The 24,817-nt window shown below is 68.0% G+C and carries 21 protein-coding genes and 2 pseudogenes; 4 read left to right on the plus strand and 19 right to left on the minus strand.

The window, feature by feature from the left end; genetic code table 11:
- Nucleotides 1–10: 10 nt before the first annotated feature.
- The 3 genes from R9B84_RS15820 to R9B84_RS15830 all read left to right on the plus strand — a co-directional run bounded on the left by R9B84_RS15820 (nucleotide 11) and on the right by R9B84_RS15830 (nucleotide 4,329).
- On the plus strand, nucleotides 11–1,585 hold the full coding sequence (locus R9B84_RS15820; RefSeq protein WP_423758659.1) for a DUF3138 family protein: 1,575 nt from the start codon (nucleotides 11–13) through the stop codon (nucleotides 1,583–1,585).
- Between the two features lie 112 nt (nucleotides 1,586–1,697).
- Nucleotides 1,698–3,002: an NAD(P)/FAD-dependent oxidoreductase gene (locus tag R9B84_RS15825; RefSeq protein ID WP_423758660.1), complete on the plus strand. Its 1,305-nt coding sequence runs from the start codon at nucleotides 1,698–1,700 to the stop codon at nucleotides 3,000–3,002.
- 25 nt (nucleotides 3,003–3,027) lie between these two features.
- Nucleotides 3,028–4,329, plus strand: a complete 1,302-nt coding sequence (locus R9B84_RS15830; protein ID WP_423758661.1) for an NAD(P)/FAD-dependent oxidoreductase — start codon at nucleotides 3,028–3,030, stop codon at nucleotides 4,327–4,329.
- A 155-nt stretch (nucleotides 4,330–4,484) separates the two neighbouring features.
- Here the strand turns inward: R9B84_RS15830 and R9B84_RS15835 are convergent, their stop codons facing one another.
- The 9 genes from R9B84_RS15835 to R9B84_RS15875 form a co-directional block, all read right to left on the minus strand.
- The gene (locus tag R9B84_RS15835) at nucleotides 4,485–5,150 is read right to left on the minus strand and encodes a DUF799 domain-containing protein (protein ID WP_423758662.1); all 666 of its coding nucleotides are present in this window, start codon (nucleotides 5,148–5,150) and stop codon (nucleotides 4,485–4,487) included.
- A 10-nt stretch (nucleotides 5,151–5,160) separates the two neighbouring features.
- On the minus strand, nucleotides 5,161–5,604 hold the full coding sequence (locus tag R9B84_RS15840) for a DUF4810 domain-containing protein (RefSeq protein WP_423758663.1): 444 nt from the start codon (nucleotides 5,602–5,604) through the stop codon (nucleotides 5,161–5,163).
- 82 nt (nucleotides 5,605–5,686) lie between these two features.
- Nucleotides 5,687–6,358, minus strand: coding sequence for a CsgG/HfaB family protein (locus tag R9B84_RS15845; protein ID WP_423760012.1), 672 nt, complete (start codon nucleotides 6,356–6,358; stop codon nucleotides 5,687–5,689).
- A 555-nt stretch (nucleotides 6,359–6,913) separates the two neighbouring features.
- Nucleotides 6,914–8,269, minus strand: coding sequence for a glutathione-disulfide reductase (gor, locus tag R9B84_RS15850; RefSeq protein WP_423758664.1), 1,356 nt, complete (start codon nucleotides 8,267–8,269; stop codon nucleotides 6,914–6,916).
- Nucleotides 8,270–8,513: 244 nt separating this feature from the next.
- The gene (locus R9B84_RS15855) at nucleotides 8,514–8,741 is read right to left on the minus strand and encodes a hypothetical protein (protein ID WP_047901084.1); all 228 of its coding nucleotides are present in this window, start codon (nucleotides 8,739–8,741) and stop codon (nucleotides 8,514–8,516) included.
- Between the two features lie 376 nt (nucleotides 8,742–9,117).
- Nucleotides 9,118–10,239: a porin gene (locus R9B84_RS15860; RefSeq protein ID WP_423758665.1), complete on the minus strand. Its 1,122-nt coding sequence runs from the start codon at nucleotides 10,237–10,239 to the stop codon at nucleotides 9,118–9,120.
- A 291-nt stretch (nucleotides 10,240–10,530) separates the two neighbouring features.
- On the minus strand, nucleotides 10,531–11,253 hold the full coding sequence (locus R9B84_RS15865; protein ID WP_423758666.1) for a YoaK family protein: 723 nt from the start codon (nucleotides 11,251–11,253) through the stop codon (nucleotides 10,531–10,533).
- Between the two features lie 58 nt (nucleotides 11,254–11,311).
- Nucleotides 11,312–11,839 (minus strand): chromate transporter, encoded by a 528-nt coding sequence (locus R9B84_RS15870; protein WP_065499028.1) that lies wholly within the window; start codon nucleotides 11,837–11,839, stop codon nucleotides 11,312–11,314.
- Nucleotides 11,836–12,462, minus strand: coding sequence for a chromate transporter (locus tag R9B84_RS15875; protein WP_423758667.1), 627 nt, complete (start codon nucleotides 12,460–12,462; stop codon nucleotides 11,836–11,838). The genes R9B84_RS15870 and R9B84_RS15875 overlap by 4 nt, the downstream gene beginning before the upstream one ends.
- Before the next feature lie 96 nt (nucleotides 12,463–12,558).
- Here R9B84_RS15875 and R9B84_RS15880 point away from each other — a divergent pair, with 96 nt between their 5' ends.
- Nucleotides 12,559–13,443, plus strand: a complete 885-nt coding sequence (locus tag R9B84_RS15880) for a transcriptional regulator GcvA (RefSeq protein ID WP_423758668.1) — start codon at nucleotides 12,559–12,561, stop codon at nucleotides 13,441–13,443.
- A gap of 650 nt (nucleotides 13,444–14,093) precedes the next feature.
- Here the strand turns inward: R9B84_RS15880 and R9B84_RS15885 are convergent.
- The 10 genes and pseudogenes from R9B84_RS15885 to flgF form a co-directional block, all read right to left on the minus strand.
- Complete coding sequence (locus R9B84_RS15885; RefSeq protein WP_423758669.1) at nucleotides 14,094–15,401, minus strand: solute carrier family 23 protein; 1,308 nt, start codon at nucleotides 15,399–15,401, stop codon at nucleotides 14,094–14,096.
- 257 nt (nucleotides 15,402–15,658) lie between these two features.
- A complete protein-coding gene (gene flgL, locus R9B84_RS15890) occupies nucleotides 15,659–16,894 on the minus strand; it encodes a flagellar hook-associated protein FlgL (RefSeq protein WP_423758670.1) in 1,236 nt (411 codons plus the stop codon).
- A 301-nt stretch (nucleotides 16,895–17,195) separates the two neighbouring features.
- Nucleotides 17,196–17,588 (minus strand): annotated as a pseudogene (locus tag R9B84_RS15895) (flagellar basal body rod C-terminal domain-containing protein); the annotation flags it as partial.
- A 174-nt stretch (nucleotides 17,589–17,762) separates the two neighbouring features.
- A pseudogene (gene flgK / locus R9B84_RS15900) lies at nucleotides 17,763–19,127 on the minus strand (flagellar hook-associated protein FlgK); the annotation flags it as partial.
- Nucleotides 19,128–19,321: 194 nt separating this feature from the next.
- The gene (locus R9B84_RS15905) at nucleotides 19,322–20,077 is read right to left on the minus strand and encodes a flagellar brake protein (RefSeq protein WP_423758671.1); all 756 of its coding nucleotides are present in this window, start codon (nucleotides 20,075–20,077) and stop codon (nucleotides 19,322–19,324) included.
- Between the two features lie 245 nt (nucleotides 20,078–20,322).
- Nucleotides 20,323–21,324, minus strand: coding sequence for a flagellar assembly peptidoglycan hydrolase FlgJ (flgJ, locus tag R9B84_RS15910; RefSeq protein WP_423758672.1), 1,002 nt, complete (start codon nucleotides 21,322–21,324; stop codon nucleotides 20,323–20,325).
- Nucleotides 21,325–22,503 carry a flagellar basal body P-ring protein FlgI gene (locus tag R9B84_RS15915; protein ID WP_423758673.1) on the minus strand — a complete coding sequence of 393 codons (1,179 nt, stop codon included), beginning with the start codon at nucleotides 22,501–22,503 and terminating at the stop codon, nucleotides 21,325–21,327. It lies immediately after the preceding gene.
- 5 nt (nucleotides 22,504–22,508) lie between these two features.
- Nucleotides 22,509–23,198 (minus strand): flagellar basal body L-ring protein FlgH, encoded by a 690-nt coding sequence (flgH, locus tag R9B84_RS15920; protein ID WP_423758674.1) that lies wholly within the window; start codon nucleotides 23,196–23,198, stop codon nucleotides 22,509–22,511.
- Between the two features lie 21 nt (nucleotides 23,199–23,219).
- Nucleotides 23,220–24,008, minus strand: a complete 789-nt coding sequence (gene flgG, locus R9B84_RS15925) for a flagellar basal-body rod protein FlgG (protein WP_423758675.1) — start codon at nucleotides 24,006–24,008, stop codon at nucleotides 23,220–23,222.
- A 41-nt stretch (nucleotides 24,009–24,049) separates the two neighbouring features.
- On the minus strand, nucleotides 24,050–24,808 hold the full coding sequence (flgF, locus tag R9B84_RS15930; protein WP_423758676.1) for a flagellar basal-body rod protein FlgF: 759 nt from the start codon (nucleotides 24,806–24,808) through the stop codon (nucleotides 24,050–24,052).
- Nucleotides 24,809–24,817 lie beyond the last annotated feature (9 nt).

Below are 24,817 nucleotides of genomic sequence, written 5' to 3' on the forward strand. Positions count from 1 at the left end.
AGAATCCGCAATGAAGAAGAAACTGATCTGCCTGCTGGTGGCCGGCGCGTTGCCGGGCATCGCGCTGGCCGACTCGACATCCGCCGAGATCAAGGCGCTGCAGGCGCAGGTCGCGGCGCTGCAGAAACAGATGAAGGCCATGCAGGCGCAGCTCGCCGCGAAGCCGGGCGGCGCCGCTGTCGCGCAGGCCGGTGCGAAGGCCGGCGTGGCGCCGGTTGCGGTGGCCGTCGATCCGGGCTCGCCGGATTACGGCAAGGCGCAGGCCACGCTGACCAACGACGAGGTCGGCGAAATGAAACAGCAGATCGCGAACCAGCAGCTGAAGGTCGACTCGCTGACCGACGCGGCCAACACTGGCCCGCTCGCCGGCCTGTCGGTGACGGGCTACATCGATCCGACCTACATCTACAACCGCTCGGCCGGCACGTCGTCGTTCCTGTTCGCGAACCACGAGAGCGCGTACAACTACTTCAACAGCACGTTCGGCGATCTCTACCTCGACATCAAGAAGACCTTCGGCGTCGGCCCGATGGCGCCGTCGGCCGAGATCACGCTGATGCCGAACCGCGGCAACGGCATCACGCTGCTGCAGAACTCGCGCGGCAACATCGGCAATAACATCCTGAACACGGCGGTCGTCAACGTGCCGATCACGGCCGAGACGACGCTCGTCGCCGGCCTGATCCCGAGCTTCGGCGGCTACGAGGTGCAGCAGTCGAACCAGATGCTCACGCTCACGCACAACCTGCTGTACGACTTCTCCGATCCGGGCAGCTACATCGGTGCGGGCGCGAACTACACGAAGGGCAGCTGGGCGTGGAAGTTCTTCCTCGGCAACGAGCAGTACCGCACCTACGGTTCGGTCACGCAGACCGGCACCAATGCGCTCGGCGATCCGATCAGCACCAGCAACAAGGTGCCGACGTTCACCGCGCGCGCGGACTACACGTGGTCGAGCGCGCTCGACATCGGCGGGTCGTTCAACATCGGGCGGCAGACGCTCGCGAGCGCGATCGACTCGAACGGCGTCGTACACTACGGCCCGGGCGGCAACGCGCCGAGCGCGTATGGCTCGTTCTTCTTCGGCGAGCTCGACGCGACCTACACGCTTGCCGATATCCAGTACAACGCCGAAGTCGACTACGGCCGGCAGGACCATGCGGCGTTCAACGGCGGGCTCGCGCAGTGGTACGGGCTGTCGCTGCTCGCGCACCGCAAGTTCAACGCGCCGGTGGTCGGCCGCATGGGCGTGACGCTGCGCTACGATGCGCTCGTCAACAGCAAGAACGGCGGCGGCGGCGGCGGTATCGCGCTGAACGGCAACGGGATGGATCCGAACAACGGCTTCGGCGTCGATTCGGACTGCCTCGCGACGTCGAAGGCCGGCGGCGGCCTCGGCTTCGAGTGCAAGGGCGCGATCCGTCAGGACGTTGCGCTCGACCTGCTGTTCTATCCGACCCAGCAGATCACCGTGAAGGTCGAATACCGGCATGACTGGGCGAACAACAAGGTGTTCCTGCGCAACGACGGTTCGTACAGCAAGTCCAACGACCTGCTCGCGACGCAGTTCATCTATTCGTTCTGACGCAGCACACGCGGGACGCCGTGCCGTGCGCACGGCGTCCCGTGCCGTTTTTGCCGGCCGGCTCGCGGTGCGTCGCGCACCGTCTGCCGGCCGTACCGAAGGAGTCGATTTGATGACGCAGTCTTTCACCCGCCGCGCCGATGCGCTCGCGCGCGACTCGTACTACGAAGCGACGGCCACGCGGCCCGCAGTCGATGACCCAGTGCTCGACGATACGATCGACGTCGACGTCTGCGTGATCGGCGCCGGCTTCGCGGGCCTGTCGACGGCGCTCGACTGCCGCGCGCGCGGGCTGTCGGTCGCGGTGATCGATGCGCACCGGCCCGGCTGGGGCGCGTCGGGCCGCAACGGCGGCCAGGTGATCACCGGCTTCGCGAAGGACGAGGAGATCGAGCGGCAGCTCGGCGCCGACGGCGCGCGCGCCGCGTGGTCGCTGTCGCTCGACGGTGTCGCGCTGATCGCCGAGCGGATCGCGCGCTACGGAATCGACTGCGACTTCACGCGCGGCTACCTGACGGTCGCGACGAAGCCGCGCCGCATCGACGACCTGCGCGCATGGATGGACGCCGCGACGTCGCGCTGGGGCCATCCGTCGCTCGCGTGGCTCGACACCGGCGAGATCCGCGCGCGCATCGCATCGACGCGTTACCTGGCCGGCGTGCACGATCCGGTGTCGGGCCACCTGCATCCGCTCAAGTACTGCCTCGGCCTCGCCGATGCCGCACGCCGCGAAGGCGTCGCGCTGTATGCGCACACGCCCGCGCTCGACATCGTGCGCGGCGCGCGGCCCGTCGTGCGCACACCGTCGGGCGAGGTACGCTGCCGCTTCGTCGTGTCGTGCGGCAACGCGGGCCCCGGCGGCGTGCTGCCGGCCGCGACCGCCGCACGCATCGCGCCGATCGCGTCGTACATCATCGCGACCGAGCCGCTCGGCCAGGCACGCGCCGACGCACTGATCGCGCAGCGCGAAGCCGTGTGCGACAACAACTTCTTCCTCGACTATTTCCGGCTGTCGGCCGACCACCGGATGCTGTTCGGCGGCCGCGCGAATTCGGCCGGCGCGTCGCCCGCGACGCTCGCCGAAACGATCCGGCAGCGCATGGTCGGCGTGTTCCCGCAACTCGGCGACGTGCGCGTCGACCACGCGTGGGGCGGCTTCGTCGACGTCACGCGCAACCGCGCGCCGGATTTCGGCGCGCTCGATCCGAACTTCTTCTACGTCCAGGGCTTCAGCGGACACGGCGTCGCACTCACCGGCATCGCCGGACGTGCGGTCGCCGGCGCGATCGCGGGCGACACGCGCGCGTTCGACCTGTTCGCTCGCGTGCGTCACCGGCGCTTCCCCGGCGGCGACGCATGGCGGCAACCCGCGCTCGAACTCGGGATGCTGTACCACCGCGTGCGCGAGCTGTTCTGAGCCCTCTTTTTCCGTTTTCCTGATCATGCAGACATTCGCCAACCAGCCGCACGTCGCGTCCTACTACGCGGCGACCGCCAACGATACGACCCGCCACGCACCGCTCGCCGGCACGACCGACGCCGACGTGTGCGTGATCGGCGCGGGCCTCACGGGCCTGTCCGCCGCGCTCAACCTCGCCGAGCGCGGCCATTCGGTGATCGTGCTCGAAGCGTCGCGGGTCGGATGGGCGGCGAGCGGCCGCAACGGCGGCCAGTTGATCGGCGGCTTTGCGTGCGACATCGACACGTTCGGGCAATTCATGCCGGAAGGCGACGTGAAGCGCATCTGGGACATGGGGCTCGAAACGCTGTCGCTCGTGAAGTCGCGCATCGCGCAGCACGACATCGACTGCGCGCTGGTGCCCGGCTACCTGACCGCCGCGAACACCGAGCGCGACGCGGATGCGCTGAAGCGCTGGCGCGACGAAGCCGCGAAGCGCTTCGGCTACGACCGCTTCCACTTCGTCGAAGCCGACGAACTCGGCGACTACGTGCAGTCCGCCCGCTATTGCGGCGGCCTGTACGACCCGGACAGCGGCCACCTGCACCCGCTCAACTACACGCTCGGCCTCGCCCGTGCGGCGACCGGCGCGGGCGTGCGCATCCACGAGGACAGTTGCGTGACGCGCGTGCGCGACGTCGCGGGCGGCCACGTCGTCGAAACGAGCGGCGGCAACGTACGCGCACGTTTCGTCGTGCTCGCGTGCAATACCTACGTCGGCACGCTCGCGCCCGCGCTGTCGAAGAAGATCATGCCGGTCGGCACCTACGTGATCGCGACGGAACCGCTCGGCGAAGCGCGCGCCGCCGCGCTGATGCCCGCGCGCGCGGCGATCTGCGACAGCCGCTTCGTGCTCGACTATTTCCGGCCGGCGCCCGACACGCGGCTCGTGTGGGGCGGCAAGGTCAGCTATTCGACGCGGCAGCCGCGCGATCTCGCGGCCGCGATGCGCGCGGACATGCTGAAGACGTTCCCGCAGCTCGCGGACGTCAAGGTCGACTTCGCATGGGGCGGCTTCGTCGACATCACGATGAACCGCGCGCCGCACTTCGGCCGCGTCGCGCCGACGATGTACTTCGCGCAGGGATTTTCGGGGCACGGCGTGAACACGACCGCGCTCGCGGGCAAGCTGATCGCCGAGGCGATCGACGGACAGGCGAGCCGCTTCGACCTGTTCGACAAGATCCGGCATCGCGACTTCCCGGGCGGCGAGGCGCTGCGCACGCCGGCGCTGGTGCTCGCGATGAGCTGGTATCGGATGCTCGACGCGTTCGGCGTGCATTGAGCATCGCGAAGCGCCTGCGCGCCGCGGGCGGCAAATGCACGCGGCACGAGGATGCAGAACGGCCGCGCGAAAGCGCGGCCGTTCGACCTCACTGCAGGGTTGCGCCGCGGCAGGCGAATGCTCATGCCTGCCGCAGCGCGTGGCGCCGGCGCCGGTCAGTCCGTGCCGTACTTCGGCGAATGCGGCCCGTAGAGCAACCCGCTCGGCGGCCCGGCCGACAACAGCCGGTTGCTCGTGAACGCGGCGACGTCGTGGCTCTGATCCATCAGCGTGTTCGCGACCTGCTTGACCGCGGCCACCACCAGCATGCCGATCAGGCTGCCACCGCCGTTGTTGCCGCCCTCGTCGCTGCTCGCGCTGGCGCGGCCCTGCCACAGCACGTCGCCCGTGCGCAGGTCGACGAGCTTCGCCGACGCGGACACGACCGTCGCGCTCGCGAGAATCCGGTACACGGTGCCGTACTGCGAAACCTTCGAATACAGCGCAGCATCCGCGCCGAAGATTTCGCGCAGTTTCGCGGGCGACGTTTCCTGGATCTCGGCCGCGTTGGTCAGGCCGTTCTGCTTGAACGTCTCGTCCATCACCGCGACCGGCACCACGTAATAGCCGGACTCGGCGAGCGGCAGCGTCATTTGCGACAGCACCCCGTAGGTCGCACCGACCTCGGAAGTGTCGTTGATCGGCGGCAGCACGAGGATCGAGCGCGGCTGGCTCTTCTTGAACGCCGTGTAGTCGGGTCGTTTCACCGGCTGCGCGCACGCGCTCAGCAGCGCGACGATCGACAGCACGGACATCAGCTTGAATGAGAGAGTCTTGAACATGGCGGGCGCGTCACTGTTTGGCGGGATTCGAATCGGCGTTCTTCTGCCCGGCGATCGTCTGGTCGGCGCCCTTCTGCCCGGCAGCCTTCTGATCCGCGGGTTTCGCTGCGCCGGTTTTCTTCTTCAGCAGGAAATCCATGTAGGTCGACGATTCCGGGAACAGCTGCTTTTCGGCCTGCAGTTCCTGCTCGGCCTGCTGCTCGTTGCCGACGCTCGCATACAGCATTCCGAGATGCGCATGGAAGCCCGGCGGTGGCGTATGGCCCTTCCCGCGGATCTCCTGCAACGCCTTTTCGAGCGCGTCGATCTGCTCCTGCGGCGACTTCTGCCCCTTGAAGTATTCGTACACCTGCGGCTGGTAGCCGGTCCACTGATAAAGCGGCGGCGTGGAGCTCGCGCAGCCGGCGAGCAGCAATGCGGCTGCCGTCGCCGGCAGCCAGTTAGCCCGTTTCATGGTCTTTTCTCTTTTGATGTCGTGGTGAATCGGTCGAGCGCGACGCCGGCCCCGGCGCCCGCTGCGGCACGTGCCGCGGTACTTACGGTGCGACCTTCAGCGCCCCGGCGTCAACCTGGTCGGCCAGATGGTTCACGGCTTCCTGGATCGCGAGGTCCAGCACCTTGCCGTTGAGCGTCGAGTCGTAGCCGGCCGTGCCGCCGAAGCCGATCACTTCGCGGTTCGACAGGCTGAACTCGCCCGCGCCCTGGCTCGATGCGACGACTTCCGACGTCGTCGTGTCGACGATGTTCAGGTTGACCTTCGCATACGCGACCTGCGTCTTGCCACGGCCGAGAATGCCGAACAGCTGGTGATCGCCGACGTCCTTGCGGCCGAACTCGGTCACGTCGCCCGTCACCACGTAGTTCGCACCCTTCACGGCCTGCGCCTTCTTCATGAAGCCGGCTTCCTGCTTGATCTCGTCGAGGTTCTCGCGATCGAGCACGTTGAAGCGCCGGCTCTGCTGCAGGCGCGTGACGAGGATCGTCTTCGCCTGCCCGCCGAGACGGTCGATGCCGTCCGAGAAGATGCCGCGCATGTAGCTCGAGCGGTTGTCGAACTTGCCGACTGCGATCGCGACGGGTTTGCCTGCATACGGCTTCTGCGCGCTGCTGACGGCCGGCACGTCGAGCGTGCGCGACGATTCGGTCGCGCAGCCGGACAGCGCTGCGACGACGGCGGCCGCCACGAGTACAGTGCGTCGTGTCTGGATTTTCACTGCTGGTCTCCTTGCGTGGAAAGATTGCCCGGAACGGGCGTGTCGGTGCGAACGCGCGCGCGTCGACACGGCGCACGGACGGCCTGATTCATCGCCGGACCGGCGACTACGACATTCGAAGGAAAGGTGCGCGCAACAGGCGTGTTGCGGCGAAAAGCGGAAAGGCGGCAGAACACGCGACATGCGCGTGCGCGCCCGGTACCCCGTTATTGCGGATGCTGCGCTGTTGATCGCGCATGATCGGCCCCCTGTATGATTTTGCGCGATGATACCAAACGTATTTATTGAGACGGGACGTCTTTTCGATAATTGACGAATTTTGTGTGGCGGCAGCGATCGCCCGGTATCGACACGGGACAAACCCGGTCGCCGCGCTCCCTGTCCACTGCTCATTGGCCGATGCCATCGCGAGCGCGATGATCGGCACACGTCGATAAATAGCGAAGAAGACACCGATTCAACATCTCGGTATTTGAAATGCAATCGGGGCAGACAATCGAATGCCCCGATTACCCTGCCGCAGGCGCGCCCGTGCGCCGCCCTGCGCCGCTAGTCGGCCACCTTCTGCCGCATCGTCACGAACTCCTCGGCCGCGGTCGGATGGATGCCGATCGTGTCGTCGAACTGCGCCTTCGTCGCGCCCGCGCGAATCGCGATCGCGATCCCCTGGATGATCTCGCCTGCATCGCGGCCGACCATGTGCGCGCCGATCACGCGCTGGCTGTCGCGCGCGACGACGAGCTTCATCAGCGTGCGCTCGTCGCGGCCCGACAGCGTGTGGCGCAGCGCCTTGAACGACGTGCGGTAAATGTCGACGTCGCCGTACACGCGACGTGCATCGACCTCCGTCAGGCCGACAGTCGCGACCTCGGGCTGGCTGAACACGGCCGACGGCACCCATTCGTGATCGGCCGCGACGCGCGACCCGCCGAACAACGTGCGCGCGAGCAACGCGCCGTCGCGCGTCGCCACCGGCGTGAGCTGCGGCCGCGACGTGACGTCGCCGATCGCATGGATCGACGCGACCGACGTCGCCGAATAGGCATCGACGGCAATCGCGCCGTGCGCGTCGAGCAAAACGCCCGCCTGTTCGAGCCCGAGCCCGTCGACATTCGGCACGCGGCCGGTCGCATAGAGCACCGCGTCGTACGGCCCGTGCTGCGCATTGCCGACGCGCACGCTCAGCGTGCCGTCGTCCGCGCGGGAAATCGATTCGACCACCGTGCGCGAATGGATCGCCACACCCTGCTTCGTCATCTCGTCGGTCAGGAATTGACGCACGTCGTCGTCGAAGCCGCGCAGGATTTTCTCGCCGCGATAGAACAGGTCGACGTGACTGCCGAAGCCGTTGAAGATGCCCGCGAACTCGACCGCGATATAACCGCCGCCGACCACCGCGATGCGCTTGGGGCACGTCGCGAGCGACAGCGCCTCGCGCGACGTGATCGCGTGCTCGATGCCGGGCCGCGGCGGCAGCGACGGACGCGAGCCGGTCGCGATCGCGATGTGGCGCGCACGGATCGTGCGTTCGCCGATCGCGACGGTGTGCGCATCGACGAGCGTCGCGCGCCCCGCGTGCATCTCGACGCCCGATTGCCGCAGCAGATTGATGTAGATGTCGCTCAGCCGATTGATCTCGCGATCCTTCGCGGCGATCAGCGCGGGCCAGTCGAGCGTGCCGGCGCCGAAGGTCCAGCCGAAGCCCTTCGCGTCGTCGACTTCGTGCGGGTAGTGCGATGCGTAGACGAGCAGCTTCTTCGGAATGCAGCCGCGCAGCACGCAGGTGCCGCCGATCTGCTCCTCTTCCGCTATGCCGACGCGCGCGCCGTATGATGCCGACATTCGCGCGAGCCTTACGCCGCCCGAGCCGGCCCCGATGACGAACAGGTCGTAGTCGAAATCCATCGCATTGCCTCATCGCAGTTCGGATGACGGCACGATAGCAAGATTCCGGATTTCGTGCGGGGCACGGCGCCGCATGCCGCGCGCCCAACAAAAAACGGCGAGAAGCGTCGCCTCTCGCCGGTCAAACCAGCTGCCGGGTGTGTCATGCGTCACCGATCGACCGCATGCCCGACCTGCCGGCGCGCGGCACCAGGTCCGCCCGGGCGCGCGAAGGGCGTACCCGCGGCCGGACCAGCCGCCATGCTCAGGCCTGCGACGTGTCGCTGCCGTCCGTCGCCTGCGTATCGTCTGCCGCCTGTTCGGGCTTCTCTTCCTTCTTCTCGAGCATGCCTTCGATCGCCTCGGCGCCCTTGAAACCGGCGACGGCCGCTGCCGCCTTGGTCAGCAGGCCCGCATCCGGATCCAGCTTTTCCGCGCCTTCGACTGCCGCCACTGCGCCGGCGATTTCACCCACGGTGTTCAGGATACCCATCGTCATCCCCTTTCAAGAAATCGTGAGACCGATCGTCCCACGAAAAAAAACCGGCAGACCGTGTCTGTCATCACCGGATACACAAGTTACGCACCAGGCCGGCCACGCTCGACGAGCGCCACCGGAACGACGCCCGCGCGCGCACGACGGCACGCAGCGGGCCATGCACGCAGCGTAGCGGAAAGCCTTCGCGCGTACTGTAAAAGTATGTTCTGGAATGCCGACGGATCGCTTACGGCGCGGGGATTCCGTGATGAAGCGATTGCCGAATAGTCGGGTGCGCGTATGAACACCGCATGACGAAAAAAAATAGGCGCCTTGCGGCGCCTCTTCGATGCATGCCGGACGAATGCCGGCGCGTGCGTTCCGACGTTCGTCAGAAGATATTGCGCAGGCCGATCGCGATGCCCGTCTGGTTGCTGCGACCCGGCAGCTCGACGTTCGCCGCGCCGTTCGTCTTGTTGAAGTCGACGGTGCCGTAGACTTCGGTGCGCTTGCTCAGTGCGTACTCGGCGATGCCGACGACCGCGTAGCGGTTGCCGCTCGCGAGCGTGCCGTTCGCGGTCATCGCATTGCGCATGTGGTCGTAGTAGAACGCGCCCGTCAGCGTCAGCGGCGTGCTGACCTGCCAGCTCACGCCCGCGAACGGACCGTCGTCGATCCGGCCCGTGCCCTTCGCGACCGGAATCGTCTGCTGCGCGAGCAGGCTGTCGACGAAGCCGGTGTCGTCCTTCGAGCGCAGGTAGCCCGCGTAGACCTTCACCTTGCTGAACGCGTACACGACGTTCGCGTGGTAGATCGTCTGCTTGCGCGCCGAGTTGTCGCTGTTCTGCTGCGCGCCGGCTGCGACGCTGAGCGGGCCCATCACGTACGACAGCGACACGCCCCACGCATTGCCCTTGCCGAGCGAACCCGGGATCTGGCCCGAGAAGCCGCCGGCGCCGGTCGATTCGTAGTTGGTGCCCGTCGAGTACATCGCCTTCGCGGTCAGGCCCGCGAACGTGCCCGTGTACTTGATCTGGTTGTCCGAATACAGGCCGCCGCCGAGTGCGACCGGCAGCCAGGCATTTTCGAAGTAGTTGCCGACCGTCAGCGGATCGTAGGTGTCCGACAGCAGGTCGAACAGCGGCGTTTTCTGGCGGCCGAGGGTCACCGTGCCGTACGGGCTATCCAGGCCGACGTATGCCGCACGGTTGAACAGGCGGCCGCTGTCGGCGAATGCGCCGTTCTGCAGGTTCACGCCGCTTTCGAGCTTGAACACGGCCTTCAGGCCGCTGCCGAGGTCTTCCGTGCCGTAGATGCCGAAGCGGCTGTTGGTGACCGCGCCGTTGGTCATCGACAGCAGGCCGTCGTTCTTGGCGTTCGCGTTGGTCAGGTAGCGGACGCTGACGTCGGCGACGCCCCAGAGCGTGACCGAGCTTTGTGCGGCCGCGTACTGGCTGGCGAATGCGAGCGCGGCGCCCCCTGCGATGGCTGCGAGTCGGGTGGTCTGCTTCATGAGCTTTCCTTTTTGTAGGTGTCTCCGTTCACTGCCGGCCGCATGCGCAGCCGGGTGGCGATCGCACACGTTCTTGGCGCGTGCGATGTGGCGTGAATCATATGACGACTGCAATCGCTGAAAGAAATTGAAACGCGCGGTAATCGCGTGACTGTCGCCCGGGAACAACGTTTCCCGTGCCGGGCTTGCCTCGCGCGCCGGCGGGACGGTTCGCGACGGTGTCGGCGCGCGCGCGGGGCTGTAAGGATCGGCGAGGGTGCGGCACCAACGGCTGCCGCCCGGAGCGCGCCGTCAGGCCGTTTGCGCCGCCCCGTCTTCGCCGCGACCACCGTCGCCGCCGTTCCCCGCGCGGCGCCACGCGCGCCGCACGATCTCCGCGAACGCGCCCGCAAGCAGCAGCACGGCGCCCCACAGCGCGACGTCCGGCGCGAGCCGCGTCACGAGGCCGCCGACCACCGCGCCGGCCAGGAAGCAGAAGCTGATCGTCGCGAGCAGCGCCGAGTCGTGCAGCGCGCCCGCGTCGTAGCGCGGGATCAACCCGACGAACAGCTTCTGCGCGGCGCGCCGCAGGTTGCCGGTCGTCATCACCGACGTGTACGACAGTTCCTCGAGATGGGTAAACGACAGCGTCTGCAGCGTCGCGACGAACGAGATGCCCGGAATCAGCCACGCGCTCGATGCGCCGACGAGGCCGCTCGCGGCAACGCCGAGAAACGCGATCTCGACGATCAGGCTCGCGAACGCGGTGTGCCGCATCCAGCCGCGCTGCGCGGCGAGACCGAGCAGGTGCGCGACGAACACCGCGATCACGAAGCCGACGAGCGGCGGCACGTGATGCAGCGCGGCGGCCCATTCGCCGGCCGACAGGTTGATGCCCAGCAGCGCGACGTTGCCGGTCATCGTGTTCGCGAACACGTGGCCGTGGCCGACGTACGTGTACGCATCGAGGTAGCCGCCGGACAGCGTCAGCAACGCGGCGACAGTGAGATTGCGGCTGGCGCCGTCGAGATCCATCAATCCTCCCGTGAACAGACGCGCCAGTATGCGGCAAGGGAGGCGATCCGTGCTCCGTCTACTGCCCGATGCCCGTGAGCCCGATCAGCGCGCCGCCCGCGAGCAGCCACAGCGGATGGATGCGGGTGCGCCACGCGAGCACCGCGCACGCGGCCGTGATGCCCCACTGGATCGCCGTGCGGTTCGACGCCTCGGAGATCAGCACCGCGCTCGCCGCGACGAGCCCGGCCGTGACGGGCATCATCCCCTGCTGCACGTAGCGGCGCCACGGCCGGTCGCGAAAGCGCTCCCACGCATGCAGCGCAAGCACGGTGACGATCGACGACGGCCCGAACTTCGCCAGCGACGCGACGAGCAGCCCGGCCCAGCCGGCCACGTGCCAGCCGACCAGCGACACGATCATCATGTTCGGCCCGGGCGCCGCCTGCGCCAGCGCGAACAGCGCGGTGAACTCGTGCGCGCTCATCCAGTGATGCACGTCGACGACCTGCCGCTGCATCTCCGGCAGGATCGTGTTGCCGCCGCCGAACGCGAGCAGCGACAACTGGCTGAAGATCGTCGCGATCGCGACCAGCGTGTCGTTCATGGCCGGCCTCCCGGCTGCGTATCGCGCACCGCAGCCGGTGCCGGCTGCGGCGTGCCCGCGTCGCGGCGCCGCGACGCGAACCACACGCTGACGGGCGTCAGCACCAGCATCGTGGTCAGCAGCGGAATGCGCAGCACCGCGATCGCGACGAACGCGAGCGCCGCGATGCCGGCCGCCGCGCGCGCGTGCTGCAACGGCTTCGCAACCTTCACCGCCATCGCGACGAGCAGCCCGGCGGCGGCCGCGGCGAGCCCCGCGAACAGGTGCTGCACGTGCGGATCGTTCTGGGTCTTCGCGTACAGCACGCCGAGCGCGACGACGACGAGCGTCGGGCCCGCGATCAGCCCGAGAATGCCGGCGAACGCGCCGGCGACGCCGCGAAAGCGCATGCCGACGGCGACCGACAGGTTGATCACGTTGCCGCCCGGCAGGAACTGGCACAGGCCGAGCAGATCGGCGAATTCGTCGGCGGAGAGCCACTTGCGCTCGTCGACGATTGTGCGCCGCGCGAACGGCAGCGCGCCGCCGAACGACATGAGGCCGAGCGACAGGAAGCCGGTGAACAGCTCGGCAAGACCGATGCTGCGAGATGGCGCGGCAGGCGGCGGGGAAACGGATTGCATGGGGCTCCTCATCGAACGGTCAGCCGAGGTTACCGTCGTTCCCGATCCCGGCAAAACGATATTATCGACGCGCCCTTGTGATCTAGAATCACAAGCATGGCACGCGACCTCCCTCCCTTTTCCGCGCTTCGGGCCTTTGAAGCTGCGGCACGACATGAAAGCTTCAGCGCCGCCGGCGATGAGCTGCATGTGACTCACGGTGCCATCAGCCGGCAGATCGCCGCGTTCGAGGCGTGGCTCGGCAAGCCGGTGTTCCACCGCTACGGCAAGCGCGTGAAGCTCACCGACGAAGGCCGCCGTTACCTGGACACCGTGCGCGCGGCGTTCGACAGCATCGCGCACGCGACCGAGCAGTTGCGCAACACCGGCGCGGCGCGCGTGCTGCGCATCAATGCGCTGCCGACCTTCGCGATGAAATGGCTGCTGCCGCGCCTGTCGCGGTTCCAGCGCGACGTGCCGAACGTCGAACTGAAGCTGTCGACGTCGAACGCGCCGCTCGACGCGCTCGACGGCTTCGATGTCGCGATCCGCCGCGGCCCCGGCCATTGGCCGAACTGCACGAGCGGCCACTTCCTCGACGAAAGCGTGATTCCGGTCTGCAGCCCGGCGCTGCTCAAGCGCGCACCGATCGCGCGCGCGGACGACCTCGCACGCCACGTGCTGCTGCATTCGGATACGCGGCCGGAAGGCTGGCGCGACTGGTTCGCGGCGGCCGGCGTCACGATGAAGGGGCGCAAGCGGCAGTCGTTCGACCACTTCTACCTGGCGCTGCAGGCGGCCGTCGACGGGCTCGGCGTCGCGCTCGGCCCGCTGCCGCTGATCGACGACGAACTCGCGAGCGGCCGGCTCGTGATGCCGCTGCCCGGGCCGCGCATCGCGACGCGCAGCTACTGGTGGATCGCGCCGCGCGCGCCGGCCGACGATCCGCTCGTCGCGCAGTTCTGCGCATGGCTGGAAGCGCAGTCGAATGTGAACGCGTGACGCATCGCGCACCCGACACCTGATCGAAACGGCAGCGACGCGCCGCCGCCCCTCCCCGCACGCGTTTCAGGGCTGAAACCGTTTCGCACGCGTTGCGTCCGTTTCCCCTGCTGAATCGCCGTCGCGCCGCACCTGCGATTCCCCGTCAGTCCAGCCGTTCCGCTCCAGGCGCGGCGCGCCGCCAACCGGCTCCGCCGCCGCAGGTTTCACGCCTGAAACATCGCCCCCTCCGGCACGTTGCACGGCTGCAAGCGGCGACCGCTCGGCCCCTGTCCGCGCGGCGATCCGCGCGCTGGCCCGCTGCTTGCTCGTGCACCCGTGCAGACAAAAACGACTGCACGGGCGAGCGACTCGATGCAGACGACAAACAATCATGAAGTCGGGGAAATCATGTCGAAAATCATATCGGCCGTCACACGGCTGCTGTCTCGCATCACGGCTACTTTCACTGCACCTGTTACGCATCCGCTGATGCCGGCGGCGCGACTTCGCACCGTCGACATCCGATGCGCCGACACGGTCCGCACCGTCACCCGACGCCACGACGCCTCGATTCGATAGGCGAACCCGGGAAGATCACGTTTTCGGTGCAGCCCAACCCGTGACGTCCGACGTTCGCCGGGGCCCGAGGCCATGATCCGCGCGGCGGCTCACACCACCGGGCCCGGCTCCTTTTCCCGGCGCAGGATCGCGTACAGGATGATCGCGCCGAACGTCGCGGTGCCGATCCCGCCGAGCCCGAAGCCGCCGAACTTCAGCGAGAAGTCGCCGGCGCCGAGCACGAGCGTGACGGCCGCGACGATCAGGTTGCGGTTGTCGGAGAAGTCGACCTTGTTGACGACCCAGATCCGCGCGCCCGTCACCGCGATCAGCCCGAACACGACGATCGACACGCCGCCGAGCACGGGGCCCGGGATCGTCTGGATCACCGCGCCGAACTTCGGCGAGAAGCCGAGCCCGATCGCGATCAGCGCGGCGACCGCGAACACCAGCGTCGAGTAGATCCGCGTGACGGCCATCACGCCGATGTTCTCCGCGTAGGTCGTGACGCCCGTGCCGCCGACGCTGCCCGACACGATCGTCGCCAGGCCGTCGCCGATGAACGCGCGGCCGACGTAGCGGTCGAGGTTCTGCCCCGTCATCGCGCTGACGGCCTTGATATGGCCGAGGTTCTCGGCGACCAGGATCACCGCGATCGGCGCGAGCATCAGCATCGCGTGCGGATCGAACACCGGCGCGCGGAACGCCGGCACGCCGAACCACGCGGCATGCCCGACGATCGCGAAGTCGACCGGCTTGCCGAGGCCCATCCCGTTGGTCGCGACCGCGTAGATCGCGTACGCGATCGCGAGCCCGACGAGGATCAGCAAGCGCTGCATCATCCCGCGCGCGAACACCGCGACGCCGCCGACGCAGAGCACCGTGACGAGCGCCATCACCGAGTCGAAGGTCGACGCCGACACGCCCTTGACCGCGATCGGCGCGAGGTTCAGCCCGATCACCGCGACGACCGCGCCAGTCACGACGGGCGGCATCAGCGTCTCGATCCAGCGCGTGCCGATCACCTGCACCAGCGCGCCGAGCGCGACGTACACGACGCCGCACGCGACGATCCCGCCGAGCGCGACCGGGATGTTCGGGTTCGGGCCGCTGCCGCCGTAGCCCGTCACCGCGATCACGAGCCCGATGAATGCGAAGCTCGAGCCGAGGTAGCTCGGCACGCGGCCGCCGACCAGCGCGAAGAACAGCAGCGTGCCGATGCCCGACATGAAGATGCACAGGTTCGGGTCGAAGCCCATCAGGAGCGGCGCGAGCACGGTCGAGCCGAACATCGCGACGACGTGCTGCACGCCCATCGCGACCATCTGCGGCCACGGCAGGCGCTCGTCGGGGCCGACCACGCGCGACGCCGCGCCGGTCGATTGCACCCGCCAGCGCGGGAAGTAGGAATCGGACATGGGGAAAGGGCTCCTGTCGGTCGCCGGCTGCGGAGGGCGCGCCGGTCTGGAATCTGGCGCGAGTTTACGGAGCGGGAATCAGGCTGGCAAGCGCGGCAAGCCCGAACGGGCCGCCGGAAAGCGCGGGACGCGGTTTGCCGCATACGCGAACCGGTGCGCGACCCGGTGCAGCTGCCGTCCGTGCGTTGCGCGCGGGCGGCGGATGGCGCCGGCGGCGATGCGAGCGTGTGTTCACATCGTCGCCGGCGCACCGTGCGTCAAGGATTGACGTACTGGAACAGCGACAGGTTCTGAAGCTGCGCGTAAGCCTTCTGCGAGCCGGTCAGCGCGTTCTGCATCTGCAGGAACTGGCTGATCGTCGACACCATGTTGGTGCTCGTCAGGTCGGCCAGGTTGCTGGTGACCTGCAGCGTGTTGGTCTGGTTCACGGCCTGCATCGCCTTGATTTCCTGCTCGCGGCCGCCGACCGACGCCTGCACGGTGAGGACGTTCGTCATCATGTTGTTCAGCTTCGTCGTGCCGGTGGTCATCGCGTTCGCGAGCGAAGCCGCGATGGTCGTGTTGTTGCTGATCGGCACCTTCAGCGCGGAGATCATCGTGTCGAGCGCCGCGAACACGTCGGTGCCGGCCTGCGGCGCGGGCGTGACCGTGAACGTGTCGCCGGCGGCCGGCTTGCCCGACACGGGCACCGACAGGCCGTTGCCGAGCGCGATCCCGGCGCCGGCCGAATACGGCTGCGCGGCGGTCGTGGTCGGCGGCACGACGGTGTTGTCGGTGACCGTATAGGTCGGCGCGGCCGCCGTGCCGCCGAACGTGATCGCGAACTGGTGCGCGTTGGTCGCGGCCGACGGGCTCGTGATCGACACCGCGCCGATCGTGCCCGTACCCGTGTTGCCCGCGCCCGCGAGCGGCACCGGCTGGCTGCCGAGCATCGGCACCGACAGGAATACGCTCGCGCCATTGTCGCCCTGCGAGATCGAGCGCGTGTCTGCGATCTGCACCTGGCGCGTGCCCGAGTCGCCGCTGTAGGTCACGCCGCCGCCCGGCGCGTTCGAGAACGGTGCCGTGGTCGACTGGAAACCCGAGAACAGGTAGTTGCCCGAACCGTCCGTCGAATTCGCGAGCGTCAGCAACTGGTCGCGATAGCCCTGCAGCTGCGTCGACAGCGCCGAGCGGTCGCTGTCGGACAGCGAGCCGTCGCCGGCCTGGATCACGACCGTATGAATGCTGTTCAGCAGGTTGTTGACGCTGATGAGCGTCTGGTCTTCCTTCTGCAGCGACGACAGCGCGACGTTCTGGTTCGATGCGTACTGCGACAGCGTCGCCGACGTCATCGACAACTGCACGGCCTGCGCCGCGCCGAGCGGGTTGTCGCCCGGCGTCGTGAGGCTCACGCCGCTCGAGATCTGCTGGTACAGCTGCGAGAGCTGCGCCTGCTGGTCGCTCATCTGCGCGACGTTCATCTGGTAGAACTGGGTGGTGGAAATCCGCATCGCTTCGATCCCTAGGGTCTGTTCGCGTATGAAACGCGCATGCGTTGCCACGAGAAGGGCCGCTCGCGAGGCGCGCGACGCTGCGAATACTGGACGTATTCGCAAGGAGCGCAACGCGGCGAGCGGCCCTTCTCGTGGCAACCCCAAATTAAAAGATTCATTCCACGGGAATGCCCGAAATCGCCCGCATGGCGGCGTCGCTCGTCGCTTGTTTGGCTCGGCCAAACGGCGCTCCTCACTTCTTGCCCTGCGCGCGATTTCAGGCATTCGCATGTGCGTTTCATACGCGAACAGACCCTAATCAGTTGAACAGGCCGAGCACGGTCTGGAACAGCGTCGACGCGGTCTGGATCACCTTCGCGTTCGCCTGGTAGAACTGCTGGTACTGCATCAGGTTGGCCGCTTCCTCGTTCTGGTTCACGCCCGACACCGACTGCTGCGCGGACGTGATCTGGCCGACCAGCGCGGTCTGCGCGGCGCTCGACGACTTCAGCTGGCTCGTCGTGTTGCCGATGCTGTTCACGTAGTTCGCGTACGCGCCCGTCAGCGTGGTCGAACCGTTGCCGAACGATTTCGAGTTGACGAGCTTCGACAGCGCGAGCGCGTTGCTGCCGTCGTTCGTACCGCCCGTGTTCGGCGCAACCTTGAACGTGTCGCCCACCGCGGGCGTGCCCGACACCGTCACCGTGACCCCGGCCGTCAGCGTGATCGGCGTGCCGGACTGGTACGGCTGCGCGGCGGTGGTCGTCGGCGGCACGGCCGTGTTGTCGGTGACCGTGTAGGTCGGGCTGGCGGCGGTGCCGCCCATCGTGATCGTGTACTTGTGCGCGCTGGCCGCGGCCGCCGCGCTCGTGACCGACAACCCGCCGATCGTCCCGGTGCCCGTGTTCGTCGTAGTGGCCGACGGCACGTACGGCGCCGCCGCCGCGATCGCGGAACCGTTCGACGTCGTGAGGCCGAAGCCGTTCAGCGCGCCGCGCGTCGGCTGCACGGTGAACTTGTCGCCGGCGCTCATCGAGCCCGACGTGAACGAGAAGTTCAGCCCGCCGATCGAGGCCGGCATCGACGCCGACGAGCCGACCACCGTGCCGCTCGCGCGGTCGGTCAGCGTGTAGTTCGTGCCGTCGTACGACAGCGTGTAGTCGCCCGTGGTCGGCTGCGACGCGTTCGCGAACGACACGGACAGCGCCGCGTTGCCGGTGTTGCCCTGGTTCGCGTAGATGATCGGCGAGCCGGTCGCGAACAGGTTGCCGCCGACATTGCCCGACAGGTCGATGCCGAGCGCGTTCTGCGCGTTGACCTGCGCGGCGAAGCTGGTCGCGATCGCGCCGAGCTGCGCCTGCGCGGGGTCGAGCGTCTGGCTGCGGAACGCGAGCAGGCCGCCGAGCGTGCCGCCCGACAGCGACGTGTCCGACAGGAACTGGTTCGGCCCCGGCGGGTTCGCGCCGGCGATCCCCTGCGAAACGACGGTCAGCTCGCTCGGGTCGGACTGCGACGTGACGGCCGCGAGCTGGTAGCTCTTGTTCGCGACGACGAGCGGCGTGCCGCCCGCGAGAAACACGCTGTAGCCGTCGCTGTTGCGCACGACCTGCACGCCCGCGAGGTTCGACAGGTTCGACACCGCGAGGTCGCGCTGGTCCATCAGCTGGTTCGGCGGCTGGCCCTGGCTGCTCGCGGACGCGATCTGCTGGTTCAGTTGCGCGATCTGCGCGGTGTACGAGTTGATCTGCGTCACGGTGCTCGTGAGCTGCGTGTTCACGCTCTGGCGCAGTGCGTCGTACTGCTGGCCGGCCGCCGTGATCTGGTTCGCGAGCGTCTGCGCATTGCTCATCGCGGTCTGCCGCACCGACAAGTCGGACGCGCTGTTCGCGACGTTCTGCAGCCCGGTGAAATAACTCGTGATCGCGGTCGAGATGCCGGCCGTCGGGCTGCCGACGTAGTTGTTCAGTTGCGTGACGAGCGAATACCACGTCGACAGCGCGCCGCCCTGCGTCTGCGCGCCGTTCAGCTGGTCGCTCAGGTACTGGCTGTACTGCCGCTGCACGGTGACGGTGTTGACGCCTTGCGGCATGTAGCCGCTGCTCGTGTACTGGCCGCTCGCCTCGGCATAGACGGGGCGTTCGACCGAATAGCCCGGCGTTGCGGCGTTGCTGATGTTCTGGCCGGTCGTCGTGAGGCCCCAGAGCGCGGCATTCAGGCCGCTGACGCCGAGGTTCATGAGTGTGTTGGACATGCGCGATCCTGATGAGCCGGCCGCGCTGCGGCCGCCGGGTTGCGTGACTCCCGGTATATCGGCCGCGGATCGAAAAAATTGAGGAAAAAATGCACGCGCGACGCACGGGTGCGCATCGCTGGCCGGAGCGTCCGGCGGGCGGGGCCGGCGGCGGTGCGCGGGCGGCCCGTGCGGGGCCGGCGACCGCGTGCGCGTCAGGCCCGCGCGAGCGAGCGGCGCTTCATTTCGAGCTGCGTGATCAGCCGCTGCAGCGTGTTCTCCGCGCTGCCCGGCAGCGACATGTAGCGGAAGCCGAGCTGGTAGCGCCGCGACCCGTTCGGCATCTGCGTCGAGCGCTGCGACACGAGCTGCAGGTCGAGCGACAGCTTGCCGTGGCCGGTCAGCTCGAGCTCGACGTCCGGCAGCAGCGTGCCGACCTCGAGCGCCTCGACGCGTTCGTCGGCCGTGCGCAGCCCCACGCCGCCGAGCGACAGGTTGTGCACCTCGAACAGAAAGCTCTCGCCGTCCGGCAGCTTGCCGCGGCACAGGAACGGATCGACGATCGGCGCATCGACCCGGAAATATTCGCGGCGCTGGATGCACATCAGGACGTCGGGGAAATCGGCGACGAACGCGGGCAGCCCCTCGTAGCGCGTCTCGCGCGGCGTGCCCGTGGTGAATTCGACGCGCACGCCCTCCGGCGACGCCGCGAACGTGCAGTGCGACGCGGCGAGGATGCCGGCGTTCTGCTCGGACAGCGCACCCCAGTCGAACGTGAACGTTCGTGCGCCGACGTCGACCTCGAGCAGGCGCGTGACGAGCTGGCCGCCCGGGTACTGGACGGTCAGGAAATCGCCGCGGTTCACGAGGTTGCGCAGCTGCACACCGATTTCCAGCGGATTGCGGCGGGCATAGTCGGGCCCGGAGTGGCCTGCATCCAGGCTGGGGTCCGTCGACGTTTCGATATTCATGGCTAGCCGGTCTTTCTTGTCATGGGCGCCCGGGGCAACCGGTGCGCAATAAAACGGGGCCGGAGCACGGGCCCGGTCGCAGGTCTCTCACACTTAGCGGCAGTGCTGACCGAAAGTTTAGATCGATTTGCCGATTTTTTTCGCGCAAACGTTGAAACCGCGCGCGGCGGGCTGCCGGGCGCGGTCCTGAGAGGGTAACTGGCGAGGGGCCGGGCCGGCTATCAGCCGGCGCAGGCCCTGGCCCGTCAGCCGATCTGCTGCATGATCGAGATCAATTTCTTCGCGTAGTTCGGGTCGGTCGCGTAACCGGCCTTCTGCATCCCGTGCGCGAAGCCTTCGACGCTGCGGCTCGCGCTCAGCACGCCCGAGTAGCGCGGATTGTTCTTCAGCAGGTTCGCGTAATCGGTCATCGCGTGCTCGTACGAGTCGTACGCACGGAACTTCGCGACCACGCGGCGCGGCGTGCCGTTCACGTACTCGGTCGTCAGCGCCGACACCGTGCGGCCCGTCCAGCCCTTGTTCGCCTTGATGCCGAACACGTTGTAGCTGGTCGAGCCGTCGGCCGCGCGGATCTCGCGCTTGCCCCAGCCCGATTCGAGCGCGGCCTGGCCGACGATGAAACGCGCCGGGATGCCCGTGGTCGTGCTCGCGGCCTGCGCCGGCGCGGCGAGCCGGTCGACGAACGCGTCGGCGTCCGGCGCGCCGCTCGCGCCCTTCAGCGGCGGCGTCAGCGCGCTGCCGGCCGAGTAGCCGCGCGTGCCGGCGAGCCCGCCGTTGTTCCCGGCCGCGTTCGCATACGCGCGCGCCATCGCGTTCATCGCGGCGAGGCTGCCTTCGTTGCCGGCCGTGCCGAGGCCGCCCGCGCCCAAGCCGGCCGCGCCCATCCCGCCCGCGCCGTCGTCGGCCGCCGTGTCGTTGCCCGCGCCCTGCCCCGCGTTGCGCAGCAGTTGCTTCATCAGCGCGTCGGCGACGCCGATCCCGCGCGTCGACATCTGCTGCGCAAGCTGCTGGTCGAGCATCGACGTGTACATCTTCGACGTATGCGAATCGAACAATCCGCCGTCGGGCGACGCGTCGCGCATGCTCTTGAGCATCATCTGCGTGAACATCGCGTCGAACTGGCCCGCGACGGCCTTCGCGCCGGCCTGCGGCGACTGCTTCGCCTGCGCGCGCAGCGCGTCGAAGCCCTGCACGTCGAGCGCGAAGCGCTGCGTGAGGTCGTTCGCGTTCGGGAGATTGGCTGCCATTTAGATGACCTCCAGGTCGGCGCGCAACGCGCCGGCCGCCTTCATCGCCTGCAGGATCGACATCAGGTCCGCCGGCGTCGCGCCGAGCGTGTTCAGCGCCTTCACGACGTCGGCGAGATTCGCGCCGGCCGTCACCATCTTCAGCGCGCCGTTGTCCTGCTTCAGCTGGATCTGCGACTGCTGCGCCACCACCGTCTGCCCGTTCGAGAACGGCCCCGGCTGCGACACGACCGGCTGCGTGTTGACGATGACCGACAGGTTGCCGTGCGCGACCGCGCAGCTCTGCAGCGTGACCATCTGGTTCATCACGATCGAGCCGGTGCGCGCATTCAGGATCACCTTCGCCGCGGCCTTGTCCGGGCTCACGTCGAGGTTCTGCAGCCGCGCCATGAACGCGACCTGCTGCGCCGAGTCGGCCGGCGCCGCGAGCTGGATCGTGCGGCCGTCGAGCGCGGTCGCGGTGCCCGGGCCGAAGCTCGAATTGACCGCGGACACGATCCGCTGCGCGGTGCCGTAGTCCATGTCGTTCAGTTGCAGTTGCAGCACGCCGTTCATCTGCGCGATCGCATTCGGCACCGAACGTTCGACGATCGCGCCGCCGACGATCCGGCCGGCCGCGAGCTGGTTCACCTGCACGCGGCTGCCGTTCGCGCTCGCACCCGCGCCGCCGACCGCCATGTTGCCCTGCGCGAGCGCGTACACCTGCCCGTCCGCGCCCTTCAGGGGCGTGAGCAGCAGCGTGCCGCCGCGCAGGCTCTTGGCGTTGCCGAGCGACGACACCGTCACGTCGAGCGCCTCGCCGGGCCGTGCGAACGGCGGCAGCGTGGCGGTCACCATCACGGCCGCGACGTTCTTCAACTGCATGTTGTTCAGCGACGACGTGCCGCCGTTGGCCGAGCCGTTGTTGATCGAGATGCCGAGGTTCGCGAGCATGTTCGCGAGCGTCTGCGTCGTGAACGGCGTCTGCATCGTCTGGTCGCCCGTGCCGTCGAGACCGACGACGAGGCCATAGCCGATCAGCGGGTTGTCGCGCACGCCCTGGATCTGCACGAGATCCTTCAGCCGTTCCGCGTGCGCGGGCGCCGCGCCGAACACGCAGGCCGCGGCCGCGAACGCGACGGCGAGCCGCGCGAAGGCACGTGCGCGGGACGACAGGCGATTGAAAAGGGGCTTCTGCATCGTCATCACCACGGCGAGATGTTGAGGAAGAAGCGCTGCAGCCAGCCCATCGTCTCGGCTTCGTTGATGTAGCCCTTCGCCGAGTATTCGATCTTCGCGTCGGCGACCTGCGTGGAGTAGACGGAGTTCGCGCCCGAGATCGTGTTCGGGTTGACGACGCCCGAGAAGCGCACGAATTCGTTGCCCTGGTTGATCAGCATCTGCTTCTCGCCGCTGACGACGAGGTTGCCGTTCGGCAGCACGTTGGTGACGGTCACCGTGATCGTGCCGTTGAACGTGTTCGCCGCGCTCGCGCCGCCCGTCGACGCGAACTTGTTGTTGCCCGCCGCCGACAGGTTCGCCTTCGCGAACAGCCCGCCGAGGAAGCCGGCCGTCGGCACGTTGAAGTCGGTGTTGCCTTGCCGGTTCGTGTTCGCGCCCGACGACTTGGTCGCGTTGATGTTCTCCGCGATCATGATCGTCAGGATGTCGCCGACGTTGCGCGGCCGCTGATCCTCGAACAGCGGCCGCCCCGCGTAGCCCGGGTTGTAGATCGAGCCGGGCGCCTGCATCGACATCGGCGCTGGCGGCTGCGCCGTCATCGGCTGCTGGATGATCGGATCGCGCGGAATCTGCGCGCAACCGGCGAGCGCCGCCACCGCGACCGCGCATGCGGCGCGGACGGTGGCTGACGAGGGAAGGCGAACCTGCTTCATGGCGACGACGGGGTGTTCCGGTTAGGTCTTCATCTGCGTGACGGTCTGCAGCATCTGGTCGGACGTCGTCACGGCCTTGCTGTTGATCTCGTAGGCACGCTGCGTCTGGATCATGTTGACGAGCTCCTGCACGACGTTCACGTTCGACGCCTCGACGTAATGCTGGCTGAGCACGCCTGCGCCGTTCAGGCCCGGCTGCGACACGTTCGGCGCGCCCGACGACGTGGTCTCGGAGAACAGGTTCTCGCCGCGCGCATCGAGGCCGGCCGGGTTGATGAAGGTCGCGATCTGCAGCGAGCCGATCTGCACCGCGTTGGTCGAGCCCGCCTGCGTGACCGACACGACGCCGTCCTTGCCGATCGTCAGCGACGTCGCGTTCTGCGGGATCGTGATCGCCGGCAGGATCTGGTAGCCGCTCGACGTGACGAGCTGGCCCTGCGCGTTGGTCTGGAACGAGCCGTCGCGCGTGTACGCGTTCGTGCCGTCCGGCATCAGCACCTGGAAGAAGCCCGCGCCGTTGATCGCGACGTCCTTCGAGTTGCCGGTCTGCGTGAGGCCGCCCTGCGTGTACAGGCGCTCGGTCGCGACCTGCTGCACGCCGGTGCCGAGCTGCAGGCCCGACGGCATCGCGGTCTGCTGCGTCGAGTTCGCGCCGGGCTGGCGGATCGTCTGGTAAAGCAGATCCTCGAACACCGCGCGCGACGCCTTGAAGCCGTTCGTGCTGGTGTTCGCGAGGTTGTTCGAAATCACGTCCATCTGCGCCTGCTGCGCATTCATGCCGGTGGCGGCGATGTAGAGCGAACGGTTCACTTTGTAAGGTCTCCTGCGTGGGCTGGGGCTGGCACGGGCGCTCAGCTGAAGTTGAGCAGCTGGTTCGCCGTCTGCTCGTTCTGGTCGGCCGTCTGGATCAGCTTCGACTGAAGCTGGAACGCACGCGCGTTGTCGATCATCGCGACCATCGCGGTCACCGGGTTGACGTTGCTGCCTTCGAGCGAATTCGGCGTGACGACCACGCTCGTGTCGGCGTCGGCCGGATTGCCGTCGGCGGTGCGGAACAACCCGTCGTTGCCGCGCGTAAGCGTGGCCGGATCGGGATTGACGAGCTTCATCTGGTCGACGATCGCGACCGCCGTCGGCGGATCGCCCGGCATCAGCGCGGAAACGGTGCCGTCCTTGCCGATCGTCACTGCCGCGTTCGGCGGCACCGAGATCGGGCCGCCGTTGCCGATCACCGGCAGGTTGCTCGCGTTGACGAGCTGGCCGTTCTCGTCGACGTGCAGGTTGCCGGCGCGCGTGTACGCCTCGCTGCCGTCGGCCGTCTGCACCGACAGCCAGCCGGCGCCCTGCACGGCGACGTCGAGCGGATTGCCGGTGCGCGTGATCGGACCCGGCGCGTAGTCCGCGCCGGGTGTCGACGCGAGTACGTAGGTGCGCGTCGTCGTCGGGTCGATGTTGCTGCCGTCGCCGAAATTCATCGGCACCGCGCGATACGTCGCGAGCTGCGCGCGAAAGCCCGTCGTCGATGCGTTCGCGAGGTTGTTCGCGACGACCGCCTGCTGGTCGAGCGACTGCGACGCGCCCGTCATCGCCGTGTAGATCAGTCGGTCCATGGCTGCCGG

The sequence above is a fragment of the Burkholderia sp. NLJ2 genome (assembly GCF_049487195.1).
In the GTDB taxonomy this organism is placed as follows: Bacteria; Pseudomonadota; Gammaproteobacteria; order Burkholderiales; family Burkholderiaceae; genus Burkholderia; species Burkholderia pyrrocinia.

What these genes read in the sequence shown, in the direction of transcription:
- R9B84_RS15885 (WP_423758669.1), bottom strand. Translation starts at nt 15,401, where the DNA reads ATGTCCGATTCCTACTTCCCGCGCTGGCGGGTGCAATCGACCGGCGCG.
- flgJ (WP_423758672.1), bottom strand. Translation starts at nt 21,324, where the DNA reads ATGGCAGCCAATCTCCCGAACGCGAACGACCTCACGCAGCGCTTCGCG.
- flgH (WP_423758674.1), bottom strand. Translation starts at nt 23,198, where the DNA reads ATGAAGCAGGTTCGCCTTCCCTCGTCAGCCACCGTCCGCGCCGCATGC.
- R9B84_RS15905 (WP_423758671.1), bottom strand. Translation starts at nt 20,077, where the DNA reads ATGAATATCGAAACGTCGACGGACCCCAGCCTGGATGCAGGCCACTCC.
- flgL (WP_423758670.1), bottom strand. Translation starts at nt 16,894, where the DNA reads ATGCGGATTTCCACCACCCAGTTCTACCAGATGAACGTCGCGCAGATG.
- R9B84_RS15860 (WP_423758665.1), bottom strand. Translation starts at nt 10,239, where the DNA reads ATGAAGCAGACCACCCGACTCGCAGCCATCGCAGGGGGCGCCGCGCTC.
- R9B84_RS15830 (WP_423758661.1), top strand. Translation starts at nt 3,028, where the DNA reads ATGCAGACATTCGCCAACCAGCCGCACGTCGCGTCCTACTACGCGGCG.
- R9B84_RS15825 (WP_423758660.1), top strand. Translation starts at nt 1,698, where the DNA reads ATGACGCAGTCTTTCACCCGCCGCGCCGATGCGCTCGCGCGCGACTCG.
- R9B84_RS15875 (WP_423758667.1), bottom strand. Translation starts at nt 12,462, where the DNA reads ATGCAATCCGTTTCCCCGCCGCCTGCCGCGCCATCTCGCAGCATCGGT.
- R9B84_RS15840 (WP_423758663.1), bottom strand. Translation starts at nt 5,604, where the DNA reads ATGAAACGGGCTAACTGGCTGCCGGCGACGGCAGCCGCATTGCTGCTC.
- R9B84_RS15915 (WP_423758673.1), bottom strand. Translation starts at nt 22,503, where the DNA reads ATGCAGAAGCCCCTTTTCAATCGCCTGTCGTCCCGCGCACGTGCCTTC.
- R9B84_RS15835 (WP_423758662.1), bottom strand. Translation starts at nt 5,150, where the DNA reads ATGTTCAAGACTCTCTCATTCAAGCTGATGTCCGTGCTGTCGATCGTC.
- R9B84_RS15855 (WP_047901084.1), bottom strand. Translation starts at nt 8,741, where the DNA reads ATGGGTATCCTGAACACCGTGGGTGAAATCGCCGGCGCAGTGGCGGCA.
- R9B84_RS15820 (WP_423758659.1), top strand. Translation starts at nt 11, where the DNA reads ATGAAGAAGAAACTGATCTGCCTGCTGGTGGCCGGCGCGTTGCCGGGC.
- flgF (WP_423758676.1), bottom strand. Translation starts at nt 24,808, where the DNA reads ATGGACCGACTGATCTACACGGCGATGACGGGCGCGTCGCAGTCGCTC.
- R9B84_RS15865 (WP_423758666.1), bottom strand. Translation starts at nt 11,253, where the DNA reads ATGGATCTCGACGGCGCCAGCCGCAATCTCACTGTCGCCGCGTTGCTG.
- R9B84_RS15880 (WP_423758668.1), top strand. Translation starts at nt 12,559, where the DNA reads ATGGCACGCGACCTCCCTCCCTTTTCCGCGCTTCGGGCCTTTGAAGCT.
- R9B84_RS15870 (WP_065499028.1), bottom strand. Translation starts at nt 11,839, where the DNA reads ATGAACGACACGCTGGTCGCGATCGCGACGATCTTCAGCCAGTTGTCG.
- gor (WP_423758664.1), bottom strand. Translation starts at nt 8,269, where the DNA reads ATGGATTTCGACTACGACCTGTTCGTCATCGGGGCCGGCTCGGGCGGC.